Raw genomic sequence first — 21,938 nt, forward strand, 5'->3', positions numbered from 1 at the left:
TTTTAAGCCAGTTCACGTACAGACCCCCGCTCAATCAGCTCTGGATGCAAGGTCAGCACCTTGCTGTCACTTTCCTCTTTGTTAACCTTGGCCAGCAAAATAGCCGCGGCTTTTTGGCCAAGGCGATATTTAGGTTGGTGAATGGTGGTTAAGGGCGGGCTGAAGAAATTGGCCATCGGCACATCGTCATAGCCGATAACCGATAAATCATCCGGCACATGCAGCCCTGCCACGTGGGCGGCGCTGATGGCACCTAATGCCATGGGGTCAGAGAACACAAAAAGCCCGGTTGGGCGCTTGCGTTGCTTGAGCAGACTTTGCATGGCGGCAAAACCCCCTTCGGGCTCAAAGTCTCCTTCTAATAACCAATCTTCATTGATGTTAAGCCCGGCCTCTACCATGGCCCGGCGAAAGCCCGAGAGGCGCTCCACAGTAAGGCTTTTATTGGCCGGGCCGGTGATACAGCCAATGTCTTTGTGGCCTTTGTCTATCAGGTGCTTGGTTGCTAAATAGCCGCCCTGCTCGGCGTTATCCTGAATGCGGTAAATGTCGCCTTGGGTATCGCCCCATTCCATGATCACTTGCGGCAGCTCCGGGTGGGTGCCCAGCAGCTTATACACATCGCTGGCGTCTTCAGAAAGCATCACCAAGATGCCATCGACGCGCTTTTCAATCAGCATTTTTAGGCTGGCTTGTTGGCGCTCAGGCTCGCCGCCCGAGTTACTTAAAATCAAGGTGTAGCCTTGGGCGGCGCAGCTTTCTTCTACGCCACGGATCACTTCGGCAAAGAAGGGGTTAGTGGAGGTGGTGACCAGCATCCCCATGGTGCGGGTGCGGTTAACCTTAAGACTGCGGGCCACCGCCGAAGGGGCATAATTAAGCTCCTTGATGGCCTGAAATACCCGTTCCTTGGTTGCTTCTGCCACAAAACGGGTGCTATTGAGCACGTGCGATACGGTAGAAATACTGACACCAGCCTTACTGGCGACATCTTTTATGGTGGCCATGAAACTTATCCTGCTAAGGCTCTGCCCAAAGCTTAACCAAAACCGTAGGGCAAGTTAACGCCCAAAGCGAATTAGCGGTATGCTAAGGCAGCAAATTAAGAGAGGTATTGTATGGAGCAGTTTGCCCATATATCAATTGATGAAGCGTTTCAAAAGCTCAATGACGGGCAGGCAAGGCTCGTTGATATTCGTGACGAAACCAGTTTTGGCAATGGTCATGTTGAAGACGCTTTTCATTTGACTAACGGCACGTTAAATCAGTTTATGGCCCAGGCGGATTTCGATACCCCGGTGATTGTGTGTTGCTATCACGGTGTATCCAGCCAAGGTGCCGCCCAATATTTGGTGCAGCAGGGGTTTGAAGAGGTGTATAGCCTCGACGGTGGTTTTGAAGCCTGGAGCAGAGTATATCCCTATGTCCGCGACCAAGATCCTGGGGCAGTTTCCTAATCCTGGCCTAGCTCAAGGCTTTGTCGATTATCTGGCTAACCGCGGCGTTAAAGCCCGGTTGATCCCTTATGGCAACAATGTGGCAGTGGAAGTGGCAGAGCCCACTCCTGACTGGGTGGAAGCCGCTTGGCAGCAGTTTTTAAGCCAGCCGATGGCCGATATCTACCGCTCTGCCAGTTGGCAAAGTGGCGCTGACCGGCCATCGCCCTTTCGTTATCGCCATCAAGCCAAGTTACGGCTGGTTGCCGGGCCATTAACCATTGTCATGCTGGCGGTTTGCCTGTTGGTGTACCTGTCTTGGGCCATGGGTTATGCCACCGTCTATAACGCTTTGGCGTTTCCCGCCAGTTTGGACGCCGTCACACCTGCCAACGCCTACCGTTTGGTGACGCCGATTTTGCTGCATTTCTCGATACTGCATGTTGGTTTTAACCTGCTGTGGTGGTGGGATTTAGGCGGTAAGTTGGAAAAAAGCGAAGGCAGCCTGCATTTGGCGCTTATCACCGTCGTAACCGGTTTTGCCGGTAACTTGGCGCAGTTTTTGGTGTCAGGCCCTGCTTTTGGTGGCTTGTCGGGGGTGGTGTACGGGCTCTTTGGCTATTTTTGGATCTCGGGCTTGATGTACCCCAGAAGAGGCTTAATGCTGCCGACGCCACTGGTGATTTTTATGCTGGTCTGGTTGGGGCTCGGTTTTATCGGCATGGGGCTGCCCATTGCCAATCAGGCCCACCTTTGGGGCCTGATCGCCGGTTGTGCGCTGGCGGCTTTACCTTTTAAACGAGGCCAGGCTTAGTTGTAGAGGTAGCTGGTAAAGAGGAGATCGGAAACGATGGGTTCGCCGGTCTCCTTTTCCATCAGCTTTTGTGTCGCCTTGAGGCAGGCTTGGCGGATCTGCTCTCGCCCTTGCAGCGACTTGATATCGTCACCATTCTGATTGCCCAAAATTTCAATTAAGGCATCCCGTATTAGCGGTGCGTGGTGTTCCACCAGCGGCAGCTTGGTTTTGTCTTTCACCATCAGTTGAACTGCAACGCGGATATAGCCCAGCCGGCCTCCCTGGCTGATGTAATTGGTAATGATGTCCGGTTCCAGTCCGTAGTAACCGTAATCCACCACCGGTGCTGCAGCTTTATCGCCTTCTTCGGCGGCCTGGGTAAGCATAGGAAAGGCCGAAGCAGTGAAAAGCAAAAGTGGTAGCAGGTAACGCATTTCAGTCCCCTTGATTAAATGGCGCTAAATACTTTGCCAGTAAAGCACTTGGCTCGCTAGATGCGGGTGCTATCATGGGGCACCCTCAATAAAGCCTTTTTACTGCATGTGGTTTGATTGGCATTGGATGTCGGACGCTCAAATCCAGGAGCTGGATGCCGAACAGCGCGATTGGTTGCGCTCTCCGGCGTCGCTAACGCAACGCTTAAAACAACGTAGCGACCATTTCCAGGTCCGATTACAGTCGCTGCAACCCTTAACGCTAGCCCAATCTGCGCAGCGTTGGTTGGGTTTGCCAGCCGAGGTTACCGAGCGCACTGTGATTTTAGAAGCAGATGATAAACCGTGCATTTTTGCCAAAAGTGTGTGGGCAGGGCAGCAGCATCCTTTTGCCAGTTTAGGTGAGCAGCCCTTGGGTGAGCGACTCTTTAACGATAGCCGCTGGCAGCGCGGAGATATTCTGCTAACCCAAATAAATGGCAAAGAGTTAGGGCTAGCAGCCCAACCATTGTGGGCGCGTTGTTCGCCTTTTTACCATGCGCAGCAGTGGCCAGTTTGGGTCATGGAAGCGTTTTTGCCCGCCGTATTTAGTCTTTCCCGGGAACAAGATGAAGGAAAAATATAAAAGCTATCTACAGCTGATGCGGGCCGACAAGCCTATCGGCTCCTTGTTGCTGTTTTGGCCGACCTTGTGGTCGTTATTAATGGCATCGGACGGTATGCCGGACCCTTGGGTAACCTTTGTGTTTTTCGCCGGGGTATTTTTGATGCGCTCGGCAGGTTGCGTTATCAACGATTTTGCGGACCGCAAGGTCGATGGCAAGGTCAAACGTACCGCCGGGCGGCCGTTGGCAACAGGCGCCGTTAGTAGCCGCGAAGCCTTGGTGCTGTTTTGCATGCTGTGCTTAATCTCCTTTGCCTTGGTGCTGACGTTAAATACCTACACCATTGCCCTGTCGGTGGTGGCGCTGGGGTTGGCATTTATCTACCCCTTTATGAAGCGCTATACCCACCTGCCACAAGTGGTGCTGGGCATGGCGTTTGGCTGGGGAGTACCGATGGCGGCGGCTGCGCAAACCGGCCGTATTGACGAGTCTATCTGGTGGCTTTTTGCGGCCAACATTACATGGACGGTGGCTTACGACACCTTTTACGCCATGGTCGACCGTGACGACGACGTCCGTATCGGCGTGAAATCCACGGCCATTCTCTTTGGCCGCTCCGACAAACTGATCACCGGCCTGTTGCAGCTGGCAACCTTGCTACTGCTGCTAAAAGCGGGCACCACTGCCGCCTTGGGCTTGCCTTATTACATCGGCGTGTTATTGATGGGGGTGCTGTTCGTTCACCAGCAATGGCTGGTGCGTAACCGCGAAAGGGCTGCGTGCTTTACCGCCTTTTTAAACAACAACTACGCCGGCATGGTGATCGCGCTAGGCATTTACGTTGAGTACCTGATGCATCGCTAACTATTTGTCGTAACGATGAAAATTTAGAATTGTCAGCAGGCCACGAACGCTCTAGCTTTCGTGGCCTTATTGGTTGGAGCCACTGATGGACCCGAAATTAGCTGCTGTTGTTGATGGTTTAGCCGAACATGGCTTTGTGGTGATCCGCAACTGGCTGGAAGAACCGCTTCGCCAAGCGCTGCGCGCAGAACTCTTGGTGCGCCGCAACGAAATGACCCTGGCCGGCATTGGTCGCGCTGACGACCACCAGCAGCTAACGCAGGTACGTAACGACCAAACCCTTTGGCTGGACGGTTTGTCACAGCAGCAAGGGCTGTATTTGGCGCAAATGGAAGCCTTGCGCCAAGCCCTTAACAGCAGCTTGTTTTTGGGCCTAAACGACTACGAGTGCCACTTTGCCCATTACCCTAAGGGGCACTTTTACCAAAAGCACGTTGATGCCTTTCGTGGCCGCTCTAACCGGGTGGTGTCGGCAGTCACTTACCTTAATGCTTGGTGGCCCGAAGGTGCCGGTGGTGAGCTGGCGGTATATAACAGCGGCGATACATTGTTGACCAAGGTGACACCCGAGCCGGGGACCTTGGTGTGTTTTTTATCGGAAGCGTTTCCCCACGAAGTGCTTCCGGCCGGAGATGACCGCTATTCCATTGCTGGCTGGTTCCGCCGCGATGGCCACGCCCTGTTATAAAAAAAGCCGCTCACAGAGCGGCTTTTTTACGCCTTTGGCTGTTGGCAAAGTACGTTGCGGATGGTGTCGGCCACCTCCGTTGCCAAGAGTCTGAGCACCATGTCGTCCAGCAGCAGTGCCTTTTGGGTTGGCAGCAGTTCGCTTTGCTCGCCCAGCTCAACCAGTTCGGCGTCGCGCAGAGTGGACGTCAGCGAAGCGATGAGTTTTTTGTCAAAAAATTCCGGCGCATGAATACCAAACAGGGCTGATAAGCGTTCTGCTACGGCTTGTGCGCGGTTTTCAAGCTCTGAGCGTCCAAGGGCCTCTGGGCTTCGCAGTAACGTCAGCACAATGGCGTAGCGCTGCATTGACTCTTCCACCACCCCCGACAGCAGCCACAGCTTGCGATGGCCGGGATGCTGGCTGTCCACCACTTGCCAAAGCTCACCTTGTAGCTCCACTAAACCTTGGTTGGCAAAGGCGTGAAGAATGGCGTTTATGTAGTCTGGCAGGGCCGCTTCGTCCAAGCCCATAAACAGCTCGGCTTTTAACAGCGGGTACAGGGCTAAAACGTCTTCGCAGAGCTGGCGGTGCGGCTTGGCCCCGGCCAGCAACAACCGTGCTAACAAGGACGGCAGCATGTACAAATGCAAAATATTATTGCGGTAGTAGGTCATGGCAATGGCCTGGGTTTCATCCAGGCTCACCAGTTCGCCCAGGCCGTCACTGCTTACCAAGAATTTATCGCCTTTTAGCACCTGGTCGAGTAGCGCTTTGCCGTCTTGTTCTGGCAGGGTGACATTGGCCGAGTAGGGCGCTTCTTTTGCCAGTGCCAGTAACAGGTCGAGCTGGCTTTGTAGCACTTCCCGCGACAGGGTACGGCGCTCTGCGCACAGTAAAGCTAAAGAGGTCAGCGTAACGCCATTAAGGGCCGCTGCATCGTTGATGCGGGTCAGCATGTCGTCGCCAAGGCGGTTAACCAGCGGTGTCAGCCAGTGTGGTTTGCTATCGCTGTCTTCGTAGTCGCGCCAGTCCGGCACCTGTTCGGTTAAATACTGGCTCAGGGCGATGGGCTGCCCGAAGTTAACAAAGCCCTGGCCAAAGTCCTGGCGCAACGCTGCTACGGTCGACTTAAAGGCTTGCCAGCCAGATTCTTTTTCTTTGGAGTTACCGCGCAGTTCTTTTAAGTAAGAACCCACTTCCATTACATGTTCGTAGCCAATGTAGACCGGCACCAGGCTAATGGGCCTGTCGCTTGAGCGCAGCAGGCTTTGCACCGTCATCGCCAGCATCCCGGTTTTAGGTGGCAGCAAACGGCCGGTGCGGGAACGCCCTCCCTCGGTAAAGTATTTCACCGAATAGCCCTTTTGAAACAGGCTATAGAGGTATTCACGAAAGACCGTGGAATAGAGCTTGTTGCCCTTAAAGCTGCGGCGAATAAAAAAAGCGCCGCCGCGGCGGAACATCGGGCCGGCTGGGAAAAAGTTAAGGTTAACACCAGCCGCAATGTGGGGCGGCACCATGCCTTGCTGGTAAATCACATACGACAGCAACAGATAGTCCATGTGCGAGCGGTGGCAGGGCACATAAACAATTTCGTGGCCGTCATGGGCCAGCTGGCGCACCACTTCGGCGTTGGAAACCTTAATACCCTTATAAATACGGTTCCAAATCCACCCTAATAACCGGTCGAGAAAACGAATAAAGCCGGGCGAAAACTTGGCGGCGATTTCTTGTAAATATTGGTTAGCGCGCTTTTCTGCCTGCTCGATGCTTTCTTTGTGGGCCTTGGCGTCATCGGCAATGGCCTTTTTCATCGGTTCGGTTTTCAGCAAGGCGGCCAGCATGCTATCGCGGTCTGGCAAACGCGGCCCTGTCATCACCAGGCGCTGACGGGCAAAGTGCACGCGGGCAACCCGAGTCAGCTTGTGCGCCAGGTGGTCGTCTTCGGCGGCGCGGTCATCAAGCAAGGTACGCAGCGACACCGGCCTTGCAAAGCGCACGAAGTTGTCGCGGCCATAACGCAGGATGATTGCCGCCTTGCGCAGCCAAGAGGGCGAGTCGTAGTCGGACAATATCGACCCCAGCAACGACGGGTTTTCATGGCCTGGTTCGCGGCCCCAGAACAAGGAGACGGGCAGCAATTGAATGTCTTGGGTTTTATCAGCCCGCAGCGCCGTCAGTAGTTGCGCCAACGCATCACGAAAGTTGCCGCTGCGCCGCTTACGGGTCAGCAATGCCACCGGTTGGTCAAGATAAAGGCAGCGCGGCAGTTCCTGGCCACCGATACGCAGCGGTGTTAACGGGTCCGGCAGGGCAAGGGCAAAACAGAGGCGGCGCACCGCCAATAAGTCGGAAGCTGAACCGGTTTTAAAGGCATAAACCACCGGTTTGGCAGGGTCCAGCCCAAGCTCCTTGATGGGATCTTGCGGTACCAGTTTACTTTTAACCGTCAGTGAAACCGGCCATTTAAGGGCCTTGATAAGAAAACGAGGTAGCACGAATGGGTGTCCCGGAGAAACAGTTTTGCCGGCCGGCAAGCTTAGCAGAAGTCTTTGTCAAAGTCTTTGCATGCGCGTTAACCTAAGCGCAACGCAGCACCTTTGGAAATTTATATGGCAGAACTGCTTTATCGCCCGCATTTAGCCGCCCTGGAACGGGTGGTCGCCATTGGCGGAGGGCATGGTTTAGGACGTATGCTTTCTGCCCTTAATTTCCTTGGCCCGCGCTTAACCGGCATTGTTGCCACCACCGATAATGGCGGCTCAACCGGCCGGTTGCGGCGCAGCCACAACTGCATCGCCTGGGGCGATGTGCGCAATTGCATTAACCAGCTAGTGACCAAACCTTCAACTGGCAGCCAGGTCTTTGAATACCGATTTTCAGCCGAAGGTGAACTTAAAGGCCATAACCTCGGTAACCTGATTTTGCTGGCACTAGATGACCTTTGCGTCAGGCCCCTTGAAGCCATCAATTTGGTGCGCCAAGTGCTACGGGTAAAGTGTGAACTGCTACCGATGAGCGAGAGCCCTGCCGACCTCGTGGCGCTTACCGCTGACGGCCAACATTATATTGGCGAGCAGCGGGTTGATGCCTTAGAGCAAATGCCAAAGGAGTTGCGACTTTCGCCGGTGGTGCCTGCCACCAAAGAAGCGGTAGATGCTATCAAAGAGGCCGACTTACTGGTGCTGGGGCCCGGTTCGTTCTTAACGTCGGTGATGCCACCGTTGTTAGTACCGGAACTTGCGGCTGCCCTTCGTCAAAGTAAGGCCCTGAAGGTATGGGTTGAAAACCTCGGTATCGAACAAAGCCCGGTGCGCACCCTAACCGCCGGCCAACGCCTGGCTTGGTTACATCAGCAGCTGGGGTTTACGGCGGTAGATTGGGTATTGTCGCCTCCCGGCCTCAATTGGCTGGATTTACCCAGCGGTGTACGCCGCTTAGAGCTTCCCTTGGAATCTGCCCAGATTTTTTATCGCCATGACCGCGATGCCCTGGCCAATGGTTTGGAAAAACTGGTCGCAGCCGCCCGCTAAGGCACTTGGTCTGTTTATTTACTGTGCTTAAGGTGCTGATTCTGCCTGCCTTGGCATGCTTATGCCTTGCCATCTGTCTTAAGCTGGATATACTGACAGTAACTGTAAATAAATCCAGTGAGGCATTTATGCGTCCGCTTACTCCCCGCCAGCAGCAGATCTTGGATCTGATCCGTGACCGCATTTCGGCCAGCGGCATGCCTCCTACTCGCGCTGAAATTGCCCAGCAGCTGGGTTTTAAATCAGCTAACGCTGCTGAAGAACACCTCAAAGCCTTGGCCAAAAAAGGTGCCATTGAAATTTTAGCCGGCACTTCCCGCGGCATTCGGCTAATTGAAGAAGAATCAGCCAATGAAGAACAAGGCTTGCCACTGGTAGGCCAAGTGGCGGCTGGTGAGCCAATTTTGGCCACCCAGCATATTGAGTCGCACTACCAAATGGACCCGACGCTGTTTCATCCCCAGGCCGACTTTTTGCTGCGAGTAAAAGGCGAGAGTATGAAAAAGATCGGCATTATGGATGGTGACTTGCTGGCGGTGCACCGCACCACCCAGGCTCGCAACGGCCAAGTGGTTGTTGCCAGAGTTGAAGACGAGGTCACGGTAAAACGCTTGCAGCAAGACGGCCCAAACTTACGGCTAGTGGCTGAAAACGATGACTTTGATGACATCCTGGTGGATTTACGGGAAACGCCGGTAACCATTGAAGGCTTGGCGGTAGGGGTTATTCGCAGTGGCCAGTTCTAATGCCCGTGCACTGAAAAAAGCGCCTTATCGGCGCTTTTTTTCTGCCTGCAATCTGCTTGTTAGCGCATATCCCCAGCCGGATTTATAAATGCGGTGAGGAGGCTGCACAGCTGCTATTGTTGGTGATGGCATATTGACCAAGGAGTGGTTAAATGAGAATAAAGGCTGTGATTAGCCTGGTGGCAGCGGTGAGTTTTTGCGTTGGCTTAGGTGGCTACATTTTGTTGTCAACAACGGATGATGTTGCCGCTACCGAATTTTTCCCGCCAAAAGAACTAACCCCTTTTATTTTGCAAGACCAAAACGGCCATGCCTTTACCAATGCCAACTTACAGCGCCATTGGAGCCTGCTGTTTTTGGGCTATACCCATTGCCCCGACCTTTGCCCTGCTACCTTAAGCCGCCTGGCCAGCATTTACCCAAAGTTGGTTGATAGTGCCAAGGTGCCGGTGCAAGTGCTCTTTCTTACCGCCGATCCTGGGCAAGACACGGCAAAGCGGTTAAAGCTCTACACCCAATTTTTTGACCCTGATATTGTCGGTTTGCGCTGCTCAATGCCGCAACTTCTGGCCTTAACAAAAGAGTTGGGGCTGAGCTTTCACATGGACGGTAATCACCGGCTGATTTACACCGCCAGTGTGTTGCTGATAAACCCTAAGGGGCAATTGGCGGCGGTATTTAACCCACAAACGCTGAACCTTCCGGTTATCGACAGCCAGCAGCTCTTGCACGACTTTGATGCCATAACTGCTCACTACTTGTAGCGACACTGCGGCATAAAAAAACGCGCCCTAAGGCGCGTTTTTTAGCAAAGCGTTGTGCTTATTGCTCGGCCCATTGGGCAGAGGCTTCTTTACTGTGGTTATCCAGGCGTTTTAGCAGCGGTACCAGCACGATAGCCACAATGGCGCCGCCAAGGGCAACCCAACCCAGTACCTGGAACAGATTGGTATAAAGCGGCAGGGTTTGTAACGGGCTGGTGATGTCTTTCGGGACGCTGGCAAAGTTCGCTACCACACTACCCAGATACTGGGAAAGACCGGTTGCCAACAGCCAGGCACCCATCATCAGGCCGCGCAGACCCGGCGCCACATAACGGGCGACCATGCCAAGGCCCAAACCTGAGATCAACAGCTCGCCCACTGATTGGCAGAAGTAACCCCACACCATCCACTGGGAAGACACCAAGCCTTGCGAGTTAGCGAAGTTACCGCTGATGGCATAGAGGAAGAAACCAATAGCCAGCAGGACAAAACCAATGGCGTATTTGCCTGCCAAGGAAGGGTCTTTACCCTTTTTGCCAAGGGAGGCGTAAAGCCAGGCCAGCACCGGGCTCATTACCGCAATCCAGAATGGGTTCAATACTTGGAACTGCTCGGGCGGAATATCGTAGCCTAAAAGATGCAAATCAACGTTGTTGGATGCGAACAGCGTCAAGGAAGTAGACATCTGCTGATAGAAGATAAAGAACAAAATGGTTTGCAGCGTCAAAATCAGCATGGCAATAAGGCCGGAACGCTCGGGCTTATTGGCTTTCACCATCAGGGTGATAAACAGTACCGCCAAACCAATACCGGCGATGTCGACCACAATAGAGGCCAGTTCGGTGCTTTGTACCACCAAACCAATCAGGAAGGCCACGACCACCGAGGCCACCAAAACACCGGCCAATTTACCCATGTTCATCGGTTTAAAGTCGGGGTCAGAGCCGACGTGGTCCAGATAGCGTTTTTGCATCAGGAACTGGCAAACACCGAATACCAAACCGAGGCAGCAAACCAAGAAGGCCCAGTGCCAGCCATAATGCACCCGAATGATCGGCGTTAGCGACTGGGACAGGAAGGCGCCAATGTTGATAGACATGTAATACATGGTGAAGGCACCATCGAGCTTGGACTCGTTACCTTCATACAATTTGGCGACCAGGTTATTGGGGTTGGCTTTAAAGAGGCCATTACCAACAGCAATAACGCCCATGGAGAAGAACACCATGCCGTGGCCGTTGCCGCCAACAATTTGGTCCCAAGGTACCGACAACATGCCGTAACCTATTGCCAGCACCACACCACCGAGCATGGTGGTACGTTTGGTCCCCAACACTTTGTCGCCTATCCAGCCACCTGCAACAGGGGTCAGATAAATCATGGCAGCGAAAGCGCCCCAAGTGAGGTTGGCGCGAGAGTCATCAAACCCCAGATAGTGGATAGCAAATACCACCATCAGAATTTGCATGCCGTAGAAGCCAAAGCGCTCCCACATTTCGATCATAAACAGCGCAATAAAGGCGCGGCGAGTTTTCGCCTCGTTTGCCTGAACTGCGTCTACAGAAGCTGTGGCTGTCATAACTGTTGTTTTGTAATGTGACGAGAAGCGAACGTTATACCGATAAAGGCCTGAGCTTTCCACCAACGCCAAGTTTCGGTTTGTTAAATTGGTGTTTTTTTGTTGTTCTTTTGTTCTGTTGTTGTTCAAAAAGGTACTGATTTGAAAGCTATTTTTATCAAAAGGTGCAGGTTTGATGGCAAAGTAAGCAGTTGAGTAGGCAGTGGAATTTGTGAGCGAGGCCGCATCGGCTTATAGAGGGAGGGACGGCTTGTTGAGAAGGTGTTGGTTAGGGCTATTGATGTTACCGGTTATGGCTTGGGGTTGCCCGGGTAATGAAGTTGCTTATTTTCAGTGCCTCAAGCCAGAAGCCATTGCGCTGTGCGGTAAAAGTGACGGCTCAGGCCTTTATTTAAAGCTGGGCGGAAAAATCATTGGCCAACACGCTGATTGGGTAAAAGAAGCTTACCAGCGTCAAGGCAAGGCGCGTTATTCGGTGTCACTACAAACACGTCAGCACACTTATTTGCTGTTTGAACACCGCCAAGGCAGTGACCCCAAACAGCACCAGTTAGGGGTGGTGGTTGATGGCAAGGCCCAGCCCTGCCAAGACGCGCAGTCGCAGTTAGCAAGGCTAATGGCCAGCGATCAGCTCTGGTAAAGCTCCAGTGGCAGGCCATCGGGGTCAGCAAAGAAGGTAAACTGCTTGCCGGTATAGGGATCGGTGCGAACGGGTTCTACCGCTATTCCTTTTGCTGTTAGCCAGTTTGCGGCTTGCTGCACGTCGTCTACTAAAAAGGCAAGATGCCGAAGCCCTTGTGCTTCGGGGTAACTGGGCCGCGCGGGTGCGTCGTTAAAGGAAAAGAGCTCCAGCTGGCCGCCGCATGGCAAAGCGATGTCCAGTTTCCAAGAGTCACGTGGCTGGCGGTAATGCTCGGCCAACACTTTTAGCTCCAACACATCGGTATAAAAGGCTTTTGAACGTTGGTAGTCACTGCAGATTATCGCAACGTGATGAATGGCCTTAAGCAACGCTAACTCTCCTGGTGTTATGGGGTCATACCAGCATAACTGTCGCTAGCTTGGCCTTGAAAGGGCTGATGAAAATCAAGCTCAAACGATTAGCTGTGGCTGTTGGTCACCTTTTTGCGGCTCTTTTAATGAAAAAGCCAAGAAAAGCATAACTTTGCCGTTATCGCGCCGCCAATTGTGCCTATTCTCTATTGTGACGGTTTTAATGCAGCAAAGGAGGGTAGCGATGAAAAGCCCATGGCCAGTGTTGGCGGCGTTGCCCTTGTTGTCGGTCGAGGGCGTGGCGGCGACATGGGGTAATGGCTGTCCTGCTGGGGAAAGCAATTTCTTTCGCTGCAGCGAGCCTAAAGTGATGGCGCTTTGTGGCCAAAAGGATGGCAGCGGGCTGCATTTGGTATTGGATGGTTTAAACCTGGGCGTTGGGGCCGCCTTTTACTTTCGCCAGAGCCGTGAGGGGCCAATGACGGTGTACTTGGTTTCATTTACCGATAATGGCCGCCGTTACCAACTGTTCGACCATTACCAGGGCAATGTCAGCCCGCCTATCGACCAGCAAGGGTTGGTGATCAGTAAAGCTCAAGGACCCAAACGCCAACTGGATTGTCAGCAAGGCTATAACCGCTTGGAGTCTTTGGCCGACAAATTACCTGAGGCTGTTACCGCATCACCGGCGCCCTAGTTACTTAAACACCACTGTCTTGTTGCCATAAACAAACACCCGCTCATCTAACACCAGTTGTAAGGCGCGGCTCAGCACCGACTTTTCAACGTCACGGCCTGCTCTGGCCATATCATTCGCTGACATGGCGTGGTTTACGTGGATCACCGACTGCTCGATGATCGGGCCTTCATCTAGGTCATCGGTGACAAAGTGCGCGGTAGCGCCAATCATTTTCACACCCCGCTCAAAGGCTTGCCGATAAGGGTTGGCACCGATAAATGACGGCAAAAAAGAGTGGTGAATGTTTATGATTTTGTGGAGATAGGCGGCCACAAACGAGGGGGTGAGTATGCGCATAAACTTGGCAAGCACCAGGTAGTCGGGGTTGTAGCTGTCGACCACTTTCATCAGCTGCGCTTCATGCTCGGGGCGGCTTAAACCTTGGTGTGAAACATGATGGAAAGGAATAGCAAATTTCTCGACCAGCTCACCTAAGGTAGCGTAATTGCCGATAACGGCCGCAATGTTGACATCCAGCGCACCTTCAAAGCACTTCATCAGAATATCGCCAAGGGCGTGCGCTTCTTTGGTTACCAGGATCACAATCTTTTTGGGCCCGGCCTTAACCAAGCGGCGTTTGGTGTGCTGGGGAAGGGCGTCGTCTAAGTCAGCCAAAAAAGTGGTGTCATTAAAAATGCCGTTGAGTTCGGTGCGCATGAAAAAGCGGCCATGGTCGCGGTCAACAAACTCATTGTTGCGGGTGATGTTGAGCTGGTGCTTGTAGCAAATGTTGGTGATCTTGGCGATAAGGCCCTTGGCATCGGGGCAATCGGTCAGCAGGATCTTCTTTTCCATGGCGGTACGCTCTTAGGTTGGCAGACCATATTAACTGCCATCGCCAATTTGAACAGCCTTGCCTGCCCACAAAGCGGTTATGGCCAGTTTTCGCCGATTTATCGCAATAGCTTTTTTCCTTTGCGCTAAAACAAGGTCCGCTAAAACAAGGGATTAACAAAGCGGAGCCGCTGTGCTTTGATGGTCATTAGATATGCGATACCAAGAAGGGCTTATGGCGGCTAAACAGGCGTCGGGCATTGGCAAGGTGGCGTTGGTTCTGGGCTTGGTGTCAATGTTTGCGCTGATGCTGACATTTGCCGTTGCCGCCTACATTGGCCGCCACTTTCCGGCGCTGGTGAATCAGCAATCTCCCGCCATGCTTATGCTGGGATTGGCGGTATTGCTGTTGGTGGCCTTGGCGCTGCTATCCGCTATTTTGGCAGTGGTGGCCTTGACCCAACCAGACCGCCGTAAAGGCGCAGCCCTTGGCGGCTTGTTGCTGGCGGCTATCAGTTTATCCGCAACAGCATTCATGGTTATTGTCGGGCTTGGCGCGCTCTAGGAGTCGGTTATGTGTAATGCAGTGCGATGGATTTTGCTGGTCTTTTGTTTTTTTAGTCTCGGCGCTCAGGCCAAAGACTGCAGCAGCGTAAAAGGCTCAAGCATGGCTATATTGGTGTGCCAAACACCAATGTTGACGCAGTTAGACGATAACTTGGCCAAGGTTTACGAAAAGGCGTCTATGAAAGCCAAAGACTTAACCGTACTGCGCCGCAATCAAGATGACTGGGAAAAGAAAGACCGCGATGAGTGCTGGAAAGCAGACGATAAAACCCTCTGCGTTCAACAAAGCTACCGTCATCGTATCGCCGAGCTACAAGCGCAATATGTGTTGATAAAACCGCAGCGGGAATTAGCAGCGGTCTGTGATGGCAACCCCGGTAATAACCTTAAATTACAGTATTTTAATACCCATCCAGCGGCATTGGCCGTGCAGCGCCACAACCAAAGAGCGGTGCTGTTTAAAAAATCGGTTGCCAGTGGCAGCCTCTATCAAAATAGCCAGATAAGCATTAGTGAACAGGCGCACCAGCTTGCCGTGGTGTGGGGAAGTGGCGCGCAGGCCGTGCACTGCATAACCAAAAACGCTAGCCATTAGCAGCGGCTAACCGTATCAATGCCCTGTCTGTTTCATCAGCTATTTTACAGCCTTGTTTTTTCTGACAATGATCCAAAGGCGCTTGCCTGCACGTAAAGATACGGGCTTTTCCAATGTGCCGTTCTCAATGCTTGCATGTCCTGAGTCTGCTTTGTGGGCTTCGCCTTTGGATCTCCCTGGGGTTCCCATCCCCTTTTATCAGCGTCATTTCCCGAGCGCCTTCTGGGCGCTTTTTTTTAGGGCTCTTGTTCCACGTTTAGCTGTTCATCACCCCTGACTTGGGCGTGGCTTATCAGCGCAAAAATCAAACTGCCACCAACAATGTTGCCTGCCAATGTTGGCAAGGCGAAATCAAGGAAGTAACTGCCCACCGAAACATGGCCTTGGAATACCAAAAACAGCACCTCGGCTGAGCCGACAATAATGTGGGTAAAGCCGCCAATGGAAATGATGTAGGTCATCAGGATGATCACCATCAGACGGGCGCGAATTGCCGCGTTCATCCATACCATCATGGCGATAAGCCAGCCGGCCATAATACCCTTGGTAAACATCTGGCTGGGGCTGTTATGCATGACTTCTTCACCAATATTGGCAAAGGCATGCAGCACTTTTGGGTCAAACAGTGCCATGCGGCCAAGGCCGTAGGCAAAAATGGCCACACCCACCAAGTTGCCCAGCATCACCACGAGCCAAAGCCGCAGCAAACAGCCGAACTTTTGCCAACTGACACTGGACATTAATGGCAGTACCGCAGTGATGGTGTTTTCGGTAAAGAGTTGTTGGCGGGCCAAAATAACAATGACAAAGCCAACGCTATAACCGGCACATTCCACCAGGTAAAAGCCGCCGCCAGCGGGTAAGTAGGCTTGTAATAAACCTCGGGTCATCAGTGAAAACCCCATGGAAAGGCCGGCCGCGAGGGCTGACCACCAAAGGGCACTGAGGTTACGGTTTAGCTCTTCTTCGCCCAGCAGGCGTACCGTTTCGTGCAGCACTGCCGCCGCCGGGGGCAGCTGCTTCTGGGCCCGGTATTGATCTTGGGCGGAGAGGCCTTGTGGCTGTTCATTAAGGCTATTTTTTGGATCATCGGTCATGGCTGGGGCTCCTTTTCCTCAGTGGGCCGAAGAGAGCTTAGCCTAGCATCAAGGAATAGGGCGGCGCCGTTATCAACGTGACCTTGTTCAGTTAAGGCGCTGAAATATTAGAACTTACAGAGGGCTTGCGACGACTTGGGCGGTGAATGGTGAGCCAGTAAAAAATCCCCACCAGCGCTGCGCTTAACCCACCCATTGCGCCAAGAGCCATACCCCAGCGGGCACCATACAGATCCACCACCCAGCCCACTAACGGGCCGCCCAAAGGCATGCCGCCCAGGGAAATGGCCATAAACACCGCCATTACCCGGCCGCGCATAAAGGGCTGGGTGGCCAGCTGCACCGAGCTATTGGCAGTCACAATAAAGGTTTGGGCGGCAAGGCCTGTCACCACCAGTGCCAAGCAGAAGGTCACAATATTGGGGGCAATGGCGGCGGCGAGCATGCTGACACAAAAGCCAAGCGCGCCAAGCAGCAGTAGTACCAGCCTTGGCTTTTCGCGTTTGGCAGCCATTAAAGCGCCGCTGATGGTGCCGATAGCCAGCATCGAGGTTAACAGCCCGTATTGGTCGGCCTTGCCGTGAAACACCAGCGTCGACATGGTGGAGATAAAGATGGGGAAATTAAGGCCAACACTGCCCATTAAAAACTGCATGATGAGGGTGAACAAGATGACCTTGTTTTGCCACACATAAGGAAAGGCATCCCAAAGGCCACTTTTGGTTAGTGGCCGGTCCACCTTGTATAGGCGGCTGGGCTTAATTGCCACGAGTGACCACAGTACCGGGACAAAAGACACCGCGTTAATAACAAACACCCAGCCGGTACCGATAGCGGCGATGGAAAGGCCGGCGATGGCAGGGCCAATCATGCGGGCACTGTTAAAGGAGGTGGAGTTAATGGCAACGGCATTGGGTAGCTCGTCGTCGCCCACCATTTCAGACACAAAAGCTTGGCGCACCGGGCTATCAAAAGCCGTGGCGCAGCCGAGTAATAAGGCAAAACCGTAGGCATGCCAAAGCTGCACTAAGCCGGTAACGGTCAGTAGCCCCAGCCCCAATGCCAACAGACCAATGCAGGCCTGGGTGACCATTAACAGTTTGCGTCTGTCGATACGGTCGGCAGCAAAGCCGGTAAGCGGCAGTAGCAACAACTGCGGCACAAATTGCAGCGCCGTCATGATGCCAAGGGCGGTGGCGTTATGGTCAGTCAGAATGGTCAATACCAGCCAGTCTTGGGCGGTACGTTGCATCCAAGTGCCAAGGTTAGATACCAAGGCGCCCGCAGCCCAGAGCCGATAATTGGGATTCTTCAAAGAGCGGAAAGTACCGCCCTGGGCGCGGGCCATATTGCTTAACCCTTAAGGGTGTCTAACAACTCTTGAGTGCTGGTGCATTCCGCCAAGCGCGGGAAAACATGCTCAATGCTGTTGTTGTGGGTGACTTGTGCCACATCAGCCATAGCGTCGGTAACCAGTGCCACGTTGTAACCCAGCTCATAGGCTTGGCGGGCTGTAGATTCAACCCCAATGCTGGTTGCAATACCCATCACTACAACCTGTGTTACGCCTTGCGCTTGCAGTTTGTCGTGCAGGTCGGTGTTGATAAAAGCGCCCCAGTTTTTCTTGGTGATGAGGATATCGCTGTCCTGTTGCTTAAGCTCAGGCAGCAAGTCGGCCCAATCGGCAGGCGGGGTGCTGTGGCTACCACCTTGGGCGGTGCGGCCCGGCGCGCCACCGGCAACGTTAACCAGTACGACCGGTAAACCCTTGGCGCGAAACGCTTCGGCTAAGGTGGCACCTTTGCTGATAACGTCATCGACAAAGTCGTGGTCGTTCAGGCCTTTTGCCAGTTCAACAATGCCTTTTTGAAGATCAATTACGACAAGAGCCACTTTTTCGTCGAGAGGACTTAAGCTCATTTTTTGTCTCCTTTGGGGGTTAATTGGCATCTGCGATGCGTTCTAGCAATGCAATGGCGTCAGCCAGGGTTTGTTGTTCATTGCGACTTAATTGCGAATCAATAACCGACAATAACCAGTCATCCCGCCGGGCCCGGTTACATTTGATCCAGTCCTTGCTGGCTTGGGTGAGTTCGAAAATCACCTTGCGGCCATCACTGGGGTCGGGCCTTCGCAGCAGCCAGCCAGCCGATTCCATCGACACCAAGGTGGCCCCCATGGACTGGGATTTTACCCCTTCATGCTTGGCGAGTTCGGTGACTGACCCCGAGCCAATGCGATAAAGATGCCGAAGCACCGACAGCTGCGACCAGCTAAACGGATCGGTGGGAGCTTTTTCCTGAAAACGGCGTTTTAGACGGGTCAGTACCTGGCGCAGTGCCACGGCGGTAACTTGATTGTCGGCAGATTCTGGCATTGTTACAGCGTAAAATTTATGAAGGTAAACTTCAAAGTTTTACTTCGTAATTCACCCTTACAACTGCAGTAATAAAGCCTGGCCTAAGCCGTGAGTACCTGGCCGTCTTTTACGGTTACCGGCACGGGTTGCAGGTAGTGATGGCGGCAGGGGCCTTCGGTGCAAAGGCCCGTTTCCACCTCGAATAAGGCGCCGTGTTTGTCGCAAAGAATTTGCCCGTCACTGGCTAAAAATAAGTCCTTTAACGCCGTTAGCGGCGCCCCCATGTGCGGGCAGCTATTGACGTAGCCAAAGACGTCGTCACCTTTTCGCACCACGAAAATGGCTTGTCTTTGGCCGTTAGGGCTTTCAAACACAAACCCCTTTGACCCCGGATTTTTTAAGTCGCTCAAGGCACATAAGCGGTGGCCTTGTTGGAGGCGGTCAAAGGGGGCGGGTTTGTCCATATCAGTGTAATCCTGTGCCGGATAGCCAAGCCTGCGACCACCAGTAGTAACGCCCTGGTTTGGACTGGCTGGGGGCGGTGCAGTTAATCCGCGAACGCCCGGGTGGCAAGGCGATAGACGGTACCTTAATGATGTTGCCGTTAAGCACTATCGGTACCCGCTGGCCAAGGAAATAGCAGGCAAAAAGGGTGGCCATCGGGTCACGGCTTTTCAGGGTCAAGGTCAGTGGCGGCGACCTTTCGCCTTGGATCATGCTGGTATCGGAACTCACCAGCGGCATATGCAGGCTCAGCAACTTGGTTTTAAGGGTATCAAGATTGGCATAGCGTCCGGCTGCCGGGAACCGGGGCAGGGCGGTCAAGCTGCTCCATGGCCCCGCCGGGCCAGACTGCTGGCCAAAGGCCACATAACCCATTTGGGCTGCCATTTTTTCAAGGGCCGGGCTGTATTCACCAAAGGGCCAAGCCAACCACTTAGGGTGGTTTGGTAACTGGCCATCAATAATGGCCTGGCGAGCTTGCTCGAGTGGCAAGGTGGTTAAGTGCGGGTGGCCGGCGGTGTGGTTGCCGATACTGGCGCCGGCTTTAGCCAGCTTTTGCAAGGTCGCTTTGGACATCATCCGTGGATAGGTGGTGCGGTCAGGATTGATGAACAAGGTATAGGGGTAGCCAAACTTATTTAAAATCGGTACGGCGTTATCGGCAATGTCTTGAAAACCATCGTCAAAGGTGATGGCAACCGACTTATCCGGCAGCGTGAGCTTGCCTTGCGCCTCTTTAATCACTTGGCTTAGGGGGACCACATGAAAGCCGCCGTCTTTGAGATATTGCATGTGGCTTAAAAACACCTTGGGAGAAGTCGTGGTGCTAGGCGGCGTATCGGTAGCGACGTGGTGATACAACAGAATAACGGCCCCTTGAGCTGGGGCGATGACAAGAATGGCAATTAACAACAACAAACGCATAGTACTTCCAACAAAAAAGCCGCCCATCAGGGACAGGCGGCTTGGGGCTTACTTCAGGATCGCATCCAGAGTGTTCTGGGCGAGTGGGTGGTAGCCTGGGCGCGCCTCGGCATAAATCTTTTTGGCCAGTTCCTGATACTGGGGCTTTTCCATCAACATTTGGTAGAGCGGAACAATAAGCTTGCGCCGACCAATATGCTTTAAATATTCGGCCATGTCGGTAAACGCAGGCTGATAGTCGTGCTTAATGGCTTGGCGATACCACACATGGGCCACCTCGGCGTTATGGGTGCCGGTTAGCGAAAAGGCCTTATCCAGAGCCGCTAATTGGGCTTGGCTAACGCTGTCTGGCAGCTTGGAAATAAAATAAAGCTGCTGCTGGGCCGCCCATTTCTTAAAGGGAATGGCAGATGTAGCCAGCTTGCCAGCTAGCCATTGTTGCTGCACCGCCAGTACTTTTTCAAAGGCTTTGGATACCGGCGGTTTTGGCGCGCCCTTAGGCAAACCGGGCTGGTAAATCCACTGTTTTAGGCGCTTAACATCAAGGCCTTCGCTGGCGGCGTACTGCAAGAAATCGCGGGTGGTAATTGACTGGAACTGAAACCGGTGAAAGTAGCCTTTTAAGAAGGCATCCATTTTCTTGCGGCCCAGGTGCTGCTCGATTTCGGTCAGCATCAACGAGCCTTTTTCGTAAGGCACATCCGAGAAAGCATCATCGGGGTCGCGGCCGGTTAAGTCGGGCACCAGGCGGGTATCACCCTTGGGTAGCGCCTTCATGTCTTCCAGTAAATCGTGATAGCCAATCACCGCTTCCATTTCTTCGCGGTCTTTACCGTACAGGCTTTCGACAATGCGGTAGGTCAGGTAAGTGGTGAAACCTTCGTTGAGCCAGAAATCTTGCCAGCTGGCGTTGGTAACCAGGTTACCCGACCAAGAATGTGCCAGTTCGTGGGCGATCAGCGATACCAGCGATTTATCACCGGCAATGACGGTAGGAGTGATAAAGCTCAGCCGCGGGTTTTCCATGCCGCCAAAGGGAAAGCTGGGCGGCAAAATCAATAGGTCATAACGGCCCCAGGCATAAGGGCCATACATTTTTTCCACCGTTTCTATCATGGATTCGGTGTCAGAAAACTCCTTGGCGGCGGCATCCACTACCGACGGCTCGGCATAAACACCGGTGCGTTTGCCAAGGGCCTTAAATTTCAGGTCGCCAACCCCCAGCGCAATCAAATAGGTAGGAATGGCCTGCGGCATATGAAAGTGGTAAACCCCGTCGGCACTGAGTTTTTGGCTATTCTCAGCGCTCATTACCGCCATCATGCCTTTGGGAACGCGGATGGTAGCGTCATAGGGGATCCGCACCGAAGGGCTGTCTTGCAGTGGAATAAAACTGCGGGCCTGAATGGCTTCGGCCTGGGTGAACAAAAAAGGGTACTTTTTATCGGCCGTTTGCGCCGGCGTAAGCCATTGCAAACCGGTGGCGCCAGCGGTGGTGTGATAGCGAATACGCACCTGGTCTGCCCTTGGCGCCAGCTGAATCTTCATGGCCTTGCCAAAGGCTTTGGACTCTTGTCCCCAAGCCCATTTAGCCGCCGTCCATTGGCCACCGACATGCTGCTGGACTTCGCCAATCGCCAAGGCGCGTGTATCTACCACCAGGGTGTTGGCGTCGGCTTGCAAGCGTTTGAAATCTAGGGTGGCGCTACCAATCAACTGCTTCTTGGTAAAGTCTACGGTCAAGTCCAGGCCCAGGTGGGTCATTTTGACTTGATTGATATTGGCGTAAGAGTTGATGTCTGCTGACGCAGTGGCGCTCATGGCCACCAAAGCCAGGCCCCAAAGTGCCCTTTTCATTATTGTCATTTCCATATTTTGCGATGTCACCCAGTGTAACGGTCTCGCTGGCTATTGCACAGACCAGTAAAAAAACGAAGAAGCCGGACATGTGTCCGGCTT

General features: G+C 53.4%; 25 protein-coding genes. 12 read left to right on the forward strand and 13 right to left on the reverse strand.

Going from position 1 to position 21,938, the window contains the following annotated elements; translation table 11 throughout:
• Positions 1-2 precede the first annotated feature (2 nt).
• A complete protein-coding gene (locus DW350_RS00725) occupies positions 3-1,007 on the reverse strand; it encodes a substrate-binding domain-containing protein (protein ID WP_115717024.1) in 1,005 nt (334 codons plus the stop codon).
• A gap of 111 nt (positions 1,008-1,118) precedes the next feature.
• Here DW350_RS00725 and glpE point away from each other — a divergent pair, with 111 nt between their 5' ends.
• Positions 1,119-1,457, forward strand: a complete 339-nt coding sequence (gene glpE, locus DW350_RS00730) for a thiosulfate sulfurtransferase GlpE (protein WP_115717025.1) — start codon at positions 1,119-1,121, stop codon at positions 1,455-1,457.
• Positions 1,423-2,250: a rhomboid family intramembrane serine protease GlpG gene (gene glpG, locus DW350_RS00735; protein ID WP_115717026.1), complete on the forward strand. Its 828-nt coding sequence runs from the start codon at positions 1,423-1,425 to the stop codon at positions 2,248-2,250. Before glpE ends, glpG begins: the two co-directional genes overlap by 35 nt.
• On the opposite strand, the gene DW350_RS00740 is transcribed toward glpG, so the two are convergent.
• Positions 2,247-2,666, reverse strand: a complete 420-nt coding sequence (locus tag DW350_RS00740) for a flagellar basal body-associated protein FliL (RefSeq protein WP_115717027.1) — start codon at positions 2,664-2,666, stop codon at positions 2,247-2,249. The two genes, glpG and DW350_RS00740, sit on opposite strands and share 4 nt — an antisense overlap.
• A 127-nt stretch (positions 2,667-2,793) precedes the next feature.
• Between DW350_RS00740 and DW350_RS00745 the strand changes: the two genes are divergently transcribed.
• The 3 genes from DW350_RS00745 to DW350_RS00755 all read left to right on the forward strand — a co-directional run bounded on the left by DW350_RS00745 (position 2,794) and on the right by DW350_RS00755 (position 4,823).
• Positions 2,794-3,291 carry a chorismate--pyruvate lyase family protein gene (locus tag DW350_RS00745; RefSeq protein WP_192954764.1) on the forward strand — a complete coding sequence of 166 codons (498 nt, stop codon included), beginning with the start codon at positions 2,794-2,796 and terminating at the stop codon, positions 3,289-3,291.
• Positions 3,275-4,135: a 4-hydroxybenzoate octaprenyltransferase gene (ubiA, locus tag DW350_RS00750; RefSeq protein WP_115717029.1), complete on the forward strand. Its 861-nt coding sequence runs from the start codon at positions 3,275-3,277 to the stop codon at positions 4,133-4,135. Before DW350_RS00745 ends, ubiA begins: the two co-directional genes overlap by 17 nt.
• Positions 4,136-4,220: 85 nt before the next feature.
• Positions 4,221-4,823 carry a 2OG-Fe(II) oxygenase gene (locus DW350_RS00755; protein ID WP_115717030.1) on the forward strand — a complete coding sequence of 201 codons (603 nt, stop codon included), beginning with the start codon at positions 4,221-4,223 and terminating at the stop codon, positions 4,821-4,823.
• Positions 4,824-4,849: 26 nt separating this feature from the next.
• Here the strand turns inward: DW350_RS00755 and plsB are convergent, their stop codons facing one another.
• Entirely contained in the window at positions 4,850-7,303 is a 2,454-nt protein-coding gene (gene plsB, locus DW350_RS00760) for a glycerol-3-phosphate 1-O-acyltransferase PlsB (RefSeq protein ID WP_115717031.1), read from the reverse strand.
• 114 nt (positions 7,304-7,417) lie between these two features.
• Between plsB and yvcK the strand changes: the two genes are divergently transcribed.
• From yvcK to DW350_RS00775, 3 genes are all read left to right on the forward strand, one after another.
• A complete protein-coding gene (yvcK, locus tag DW350_RS00765) occupies positions 7,418-8,338 on the forward strand; it encodes a uridine diphosphate-N-acetylglucosamine-binding protein YvcK (protein ID WP_115717032.1) in 921 nt (306 codons plus the stop codon).
• Between the two features lie 128 nt (positions 8,339-8,466).
• Entirely contained in the window at positions 8,467-9,084 is a 618-nt protein-coding gene (gene lexA / locus DW350_RS00770; protein WP_115720523.1) for a transcriptional repressor LexA, read from the forward strand.
• Positions 9,085-9,236: 152 nt separating this feature from the next.
• Positions 9,237-9,848 (forward strand): SCO family protein, encoded by a 612-nt coding sequence (locus tag DW350_RS00775; protein ID WP_115717033.1) that lies wholly within the window; start codon positions 9,237-9,239, stop codon positions 9,846-9,848.
• Positions 9,849-9,906: 58 nt separating this feature from the next.
• Here the strand turns inward: DW350_RS00775 and DW350_RS00780 are convergent, their stop codons facing one another.
• Positions 9,907-11,427 carry a peptide MFS transporter gene (locus DW350_RS00780; RefSeq protein WP_115717034.1) on the reverse strand — a complete coding sequence of 507 codons (1,521 nt, stop codon included), beginning with the start codon at positions 11,425-11,427 and terminating at the stop codon, positions 9,907-9,909.
• A 253-nt stretch (positions 11,428-11,680) separates the two neighbouring features.
• Here DW350_RS00780 and DW350_RS00785 point away from each other — a divergent pair, with 253 nt between their 5' ends.
• Positions 11,681-12,067, forward strand: coding sequence for a hypothetical protein (locus DW350_RS00785; protein ID WP_152032912.1), 387 nt, complete (start codon positions 11,681-11,683; stop codon positions 12,065-12,067).
• Here the strand turns inward: DW350_RS00785 and gloA2 are convergent.
• Positions 12,055-12,438: an SMU1112c/YaeR family gloxylase I-like metalloprotein gene (gene gloA2, locus DW350_RS00790; protein WP_115717036.1), complete on the reverse strand. Its 384-nt coding sequence runs from the start codon at positions 12,436-12,438 to the stop codon at positions 12,055-12,057. The genes DW350_RS00785 and gloA2 overlap by 13 nt on opposite strands.
• A gap of 226 nt (positions 12,439-12,664) precedes the next feature.
• Here gloA2 and DW350_RS00795 point away from each other — a divergent pair, with 226 nt between their 5' ends.
• Positions 12,665-13,117, forward strand: coding sequence for a hypothetical protein (locus DW350_RS00795; protein WP_115717037.1), 453 nt, complete (start codon positions 12,665-12,667; stop codon positions 13,115-13,117).
• On the opposite strand, the gene purU is transcribed toward DW350_RS00795, so the two are convergent.
• Entirely contained in the window at positions 13,118-13,954 is an 837-nt protein-coding gene (gene purU / locus DW350_RS00800) for a formyltetrahydrofolate deformylase (RefSeq protein ID WP_115717038.1), read from the reverse strand.
• A 193-nt stretch (positions 13,955-14,147) separates the two neighbouring features.
• Here purU and DW350_RS00805 point away from each other — a divergent pair, with 193 nt between their 5' ends.
• Together DW350_RS00805 and DW350_RS00810 are read left to right on the forward strand one after the other, a co-directional pair.
• On the forward strand, positions 14,148-14,498 hold the full coding sequence (locus tag DW350_RS00805; RefSeq protein ID WP_152032913.1) for a hypothetical protein: 351 nt from the start codon (positions 14,148-14,150) through the stop codon (positions 14,496-14,498).
• Between the two features lie 102 nt (positions 14,499-14,600).
• Positions 14,601-15,095, forward strand: a complete 495-nt coding sequence (locus tag DW350_RS00810) for a lysozyme inhibitor LprI family protein (protein ID WP_192954765.1) — start codon at positions 14,601-14,603, stop codon at positions 15,093-15,095.
• A 236-nt stretch (positions 15,096-15,331) separates the two neighbouring features.
• Here the strand turns inward: DW350_RS00810 and DW350_RS00815 are convergent, their stop codons facing one another.
• The 7 genes from DW350_RS00815 to DW350_RS00845 form a co-directional block, all read right to left on the reverse strand.
• Positions 15,332-16,192, reverse strand: coding sequence for a formate/nitrite transporter family protein (locus DW350_RS00815; RefSeq protein ID WP_115717041.1), 861 nt, complete (start codon positions 16,190-16,192; stop codon positions 15,332-15,334).
• Between the two features lie 91 nt (positions 16,193-16,283).
• Positions 16,284-17,540, reverse strand: coding sequence for an MFS transporter (locus DW350_RS00820; RefSeq protein ID WP_115717042.1), 1,257 nt, complete (start codon positions 17,538-17,540; stop codon positions 16,284-16,286).
• A 5-nt stretch (positions 17,541-17,545) separates the two neighbouring features.
• Positions 17,546-18,112, reverse strand: a complete 567-nt coding sequence (locus DW350_RS00825) for an isochorismatase family protein (protein WP_115717043.1) — start codon at positions 18,110-18,112, stop codon at positions 17,546-17,548.
• A 19-nt stretch (positions 18,113-18,131) separates the two neighbouring features.
• The gene (locus tag DW350_RS00830) at positions 18,132-18,569 is read right to left on the reverse strand and encodes a MarR family winged helix-turn-helix transcriptional regulator (RefSeq protein WP_115717044.1); all 438 of its coding nucleotides are present in this window, start codon (positions 18,567-18,569) and stop codon (positions 18,132-18,134) included.
• 83 nt (positions 18,570-18,652) lie between these two features.
• The gene (locus DW350_RS00835; protein WP_115717045.1) at positions 18,653-19,015 is read right to left on the reverse strand and encodes a Rieske (2Fe-2S) protein; all 363 of its coding nucleotides are present in this window, start codon (positions 19,013-19,015) and stop codon (positions 18,653-18,655) included.
• A 1-nt stretch (position 19,016) separates the two neighbouring features.
• Positions 19,017-19,979 (reverse strand): polysaccharide deacetylase family protein, encoded by a 963-nt coding sequence (locus DW350_RS00840; protein WP_115717046.1) that lies wholly within the window; start codon positions 19,977-19,979, stop codon positions 19,017-19,019.
• A 48-nt stretch (positions 19,980-20,027) separates the two neighbouring features.
• Positions 20,028-21,836 carry a M1 family metallopeptidase gene (locus DW350_RS00845; RefSeq protein ID WP_115717047.1) on the reverse strand — a complete coding sequence of 603 codons (1,809 nt, stop codon included), beginning with the start codon at positions 21,834-21,836 and terminating at the stop codon, positions 20,028-20,030.
• Positions 21,837-21,938 lie beyond the last annotated feature (102 nt).

Origin of the sequence: Gallaecimonas mangrovi, from assembly GCF_003367375.1 — a bacterium.
GTDB classification, from domain to species: domain Bacteria; phylum Pseudomonadota; class Gammaproteobacteria; order Enterobacterales; family Gallaecimonadaceae; genus Gallaecimonas; species Gallaecimonas mangrovi.

Coding starts and splice junctions, on each gene's coding strand:
- DW350_RS00725 (WP_115717024.1), bottom strand. CDS start 1,007: ATGGCCACCATAAAAGATGTCGCCAGTAAGGCTGGTGTCAGTATTTCT.
- glpE (WP_115717025.1), top strand. CDS start 1,119: ATGGAGCAGTTTGCCCATATATCAATTGATGAAGCGTTTCAAAAGCTC.
- glpG (WP_115717026.1), top strand. CDS start 1,423: ATGTCCGCGACCAAGATCCTGGGGCAGTTTCCTAATCCTGGCCTAGCT.
- DW350_RS00740 (WP_115717027.1), bottom strand. CDS start 2,666: ATGCGTTACCTGCTACCACTTTTGCTTTTCACTGCTTCGGCCTTTCCT.
- DW350_RS00745 (WP_192954764.1), top strand. CDS start 2,794: ATGTCGGACGCTCAAATCCAGGAGCTGGATGCCGAACAGCGCGATTGG.
- ubiA (WP_115717029.1), top strand. CDS start 3,275: ATGAAGGAAAAATATAAAAGCTATCTACAGCTGATGCGGGCCGACAAG.
- DW350_RS00755 (WP_115717030.1), top strand. CDS start 4,221: ATGGACCCGAAATTAGCTGCTGTTGTTGATGGTTTAGCCGAACATGGC.
- yvcK (WP_115717032.1), top strand. CDS start 7,418: ATGGCAGAACTGCTTTATCGCCCGCATTTAGCCGCCCTGGAACGGGTG.
- lexA (WP_115720523.1), top strand. CDS start 8,467: ATGCGTCCGCTTACTCCCCGCCAGCAGCAGATCTTGGATCTGATCCGT.
- DW350_RS00775 (WP_115717033.1), top strand. CDS start 9,237: ATGAGAATAAAGGCTGTGATTAGCCTGGTGGCAGCGGTGAGTTTTTGC.
- DW350_RS00780 (WP_115717034.1), bottom strand. CDS start 11,427: ATGACAGCCACAGCTTCTGTAGACGCAGTTCAGGCAAACGAGGCGAAA.
- DW350_RS00795 (WP_115717037.1), top strand. CDS start 12,665: ATGAAAAGCCCATGGCCAGTGTTGGCGGCGTTGCCCTTGTTGTCGGTC.
- purU (WP_115717038.1), bottom strand. CDS start 13,954: ATGGAAAAGAAGATCCTGCTGACCGATTGCCCCGATGCCAAGGGCCTT.
- DW350_RS00805 (WP_152032913.1), top strand. CDS start 14,148: ATGCGATACCAAGAAGGGCTTATGGCGGCTAAACAGGCGTCGGGCATT.
- DW350_RS00810 (WP_192954765.1), top strand. CDS start 14,601: ATGGCTATATTGGTGTGCCAAACACCAATGTTGACGCAGTTAGACGAT.
- DW350_RS00815 (WP_115717041.1), bottom strand. CDS start 16,192: ATGACCGATGATCCAAAAAATAGCCTTAATGAACAGCCACAAGGCCTC.
- DW350_RS00820 (WP_115717042.1), bottom strand. CDS start 17,540: ATGGCCCGCGCCCAGGGCGGTACTTTCCGCTCTTTGAAGAATCCCAAT.
- DW350_RS00825 (WP_115717043.1), bottom strand. CDS start 18,112: ATGAGCTTAAGTCCTCTCGACGAAAAAGTGGCTCTTGTCGTAATTGAT.
- DW350_RS00830 (WP_115717044.1), bottom strand. CDS start 18,569: ATGCCAGAATCTGCCGACAATCAAGTTACCGCCGTGGCACTGCGCCAG.
- DW350_RS00835 (WP_115717045.1), bottom strand. CDS start 19,015: ATGGACAAACCCGCCCCCTTTGACCGCCTCCAACAAGGCCACCGCTTA.
- DW350_RS00840 (WP_115717046.1), bottom strand. CDS start 19,979: ATGCGTTTGTTGTTGTTAATTGCCATTCTTGTCATCGCCCCAGCTCAA.
- DW350_RS00845 (WP_115717047.1), bottom strand. CDS start 21,836: ATGAAAAGGGCACTTTGGGGCCTGGCTTTGGTGGCCATGAGCGCCACT.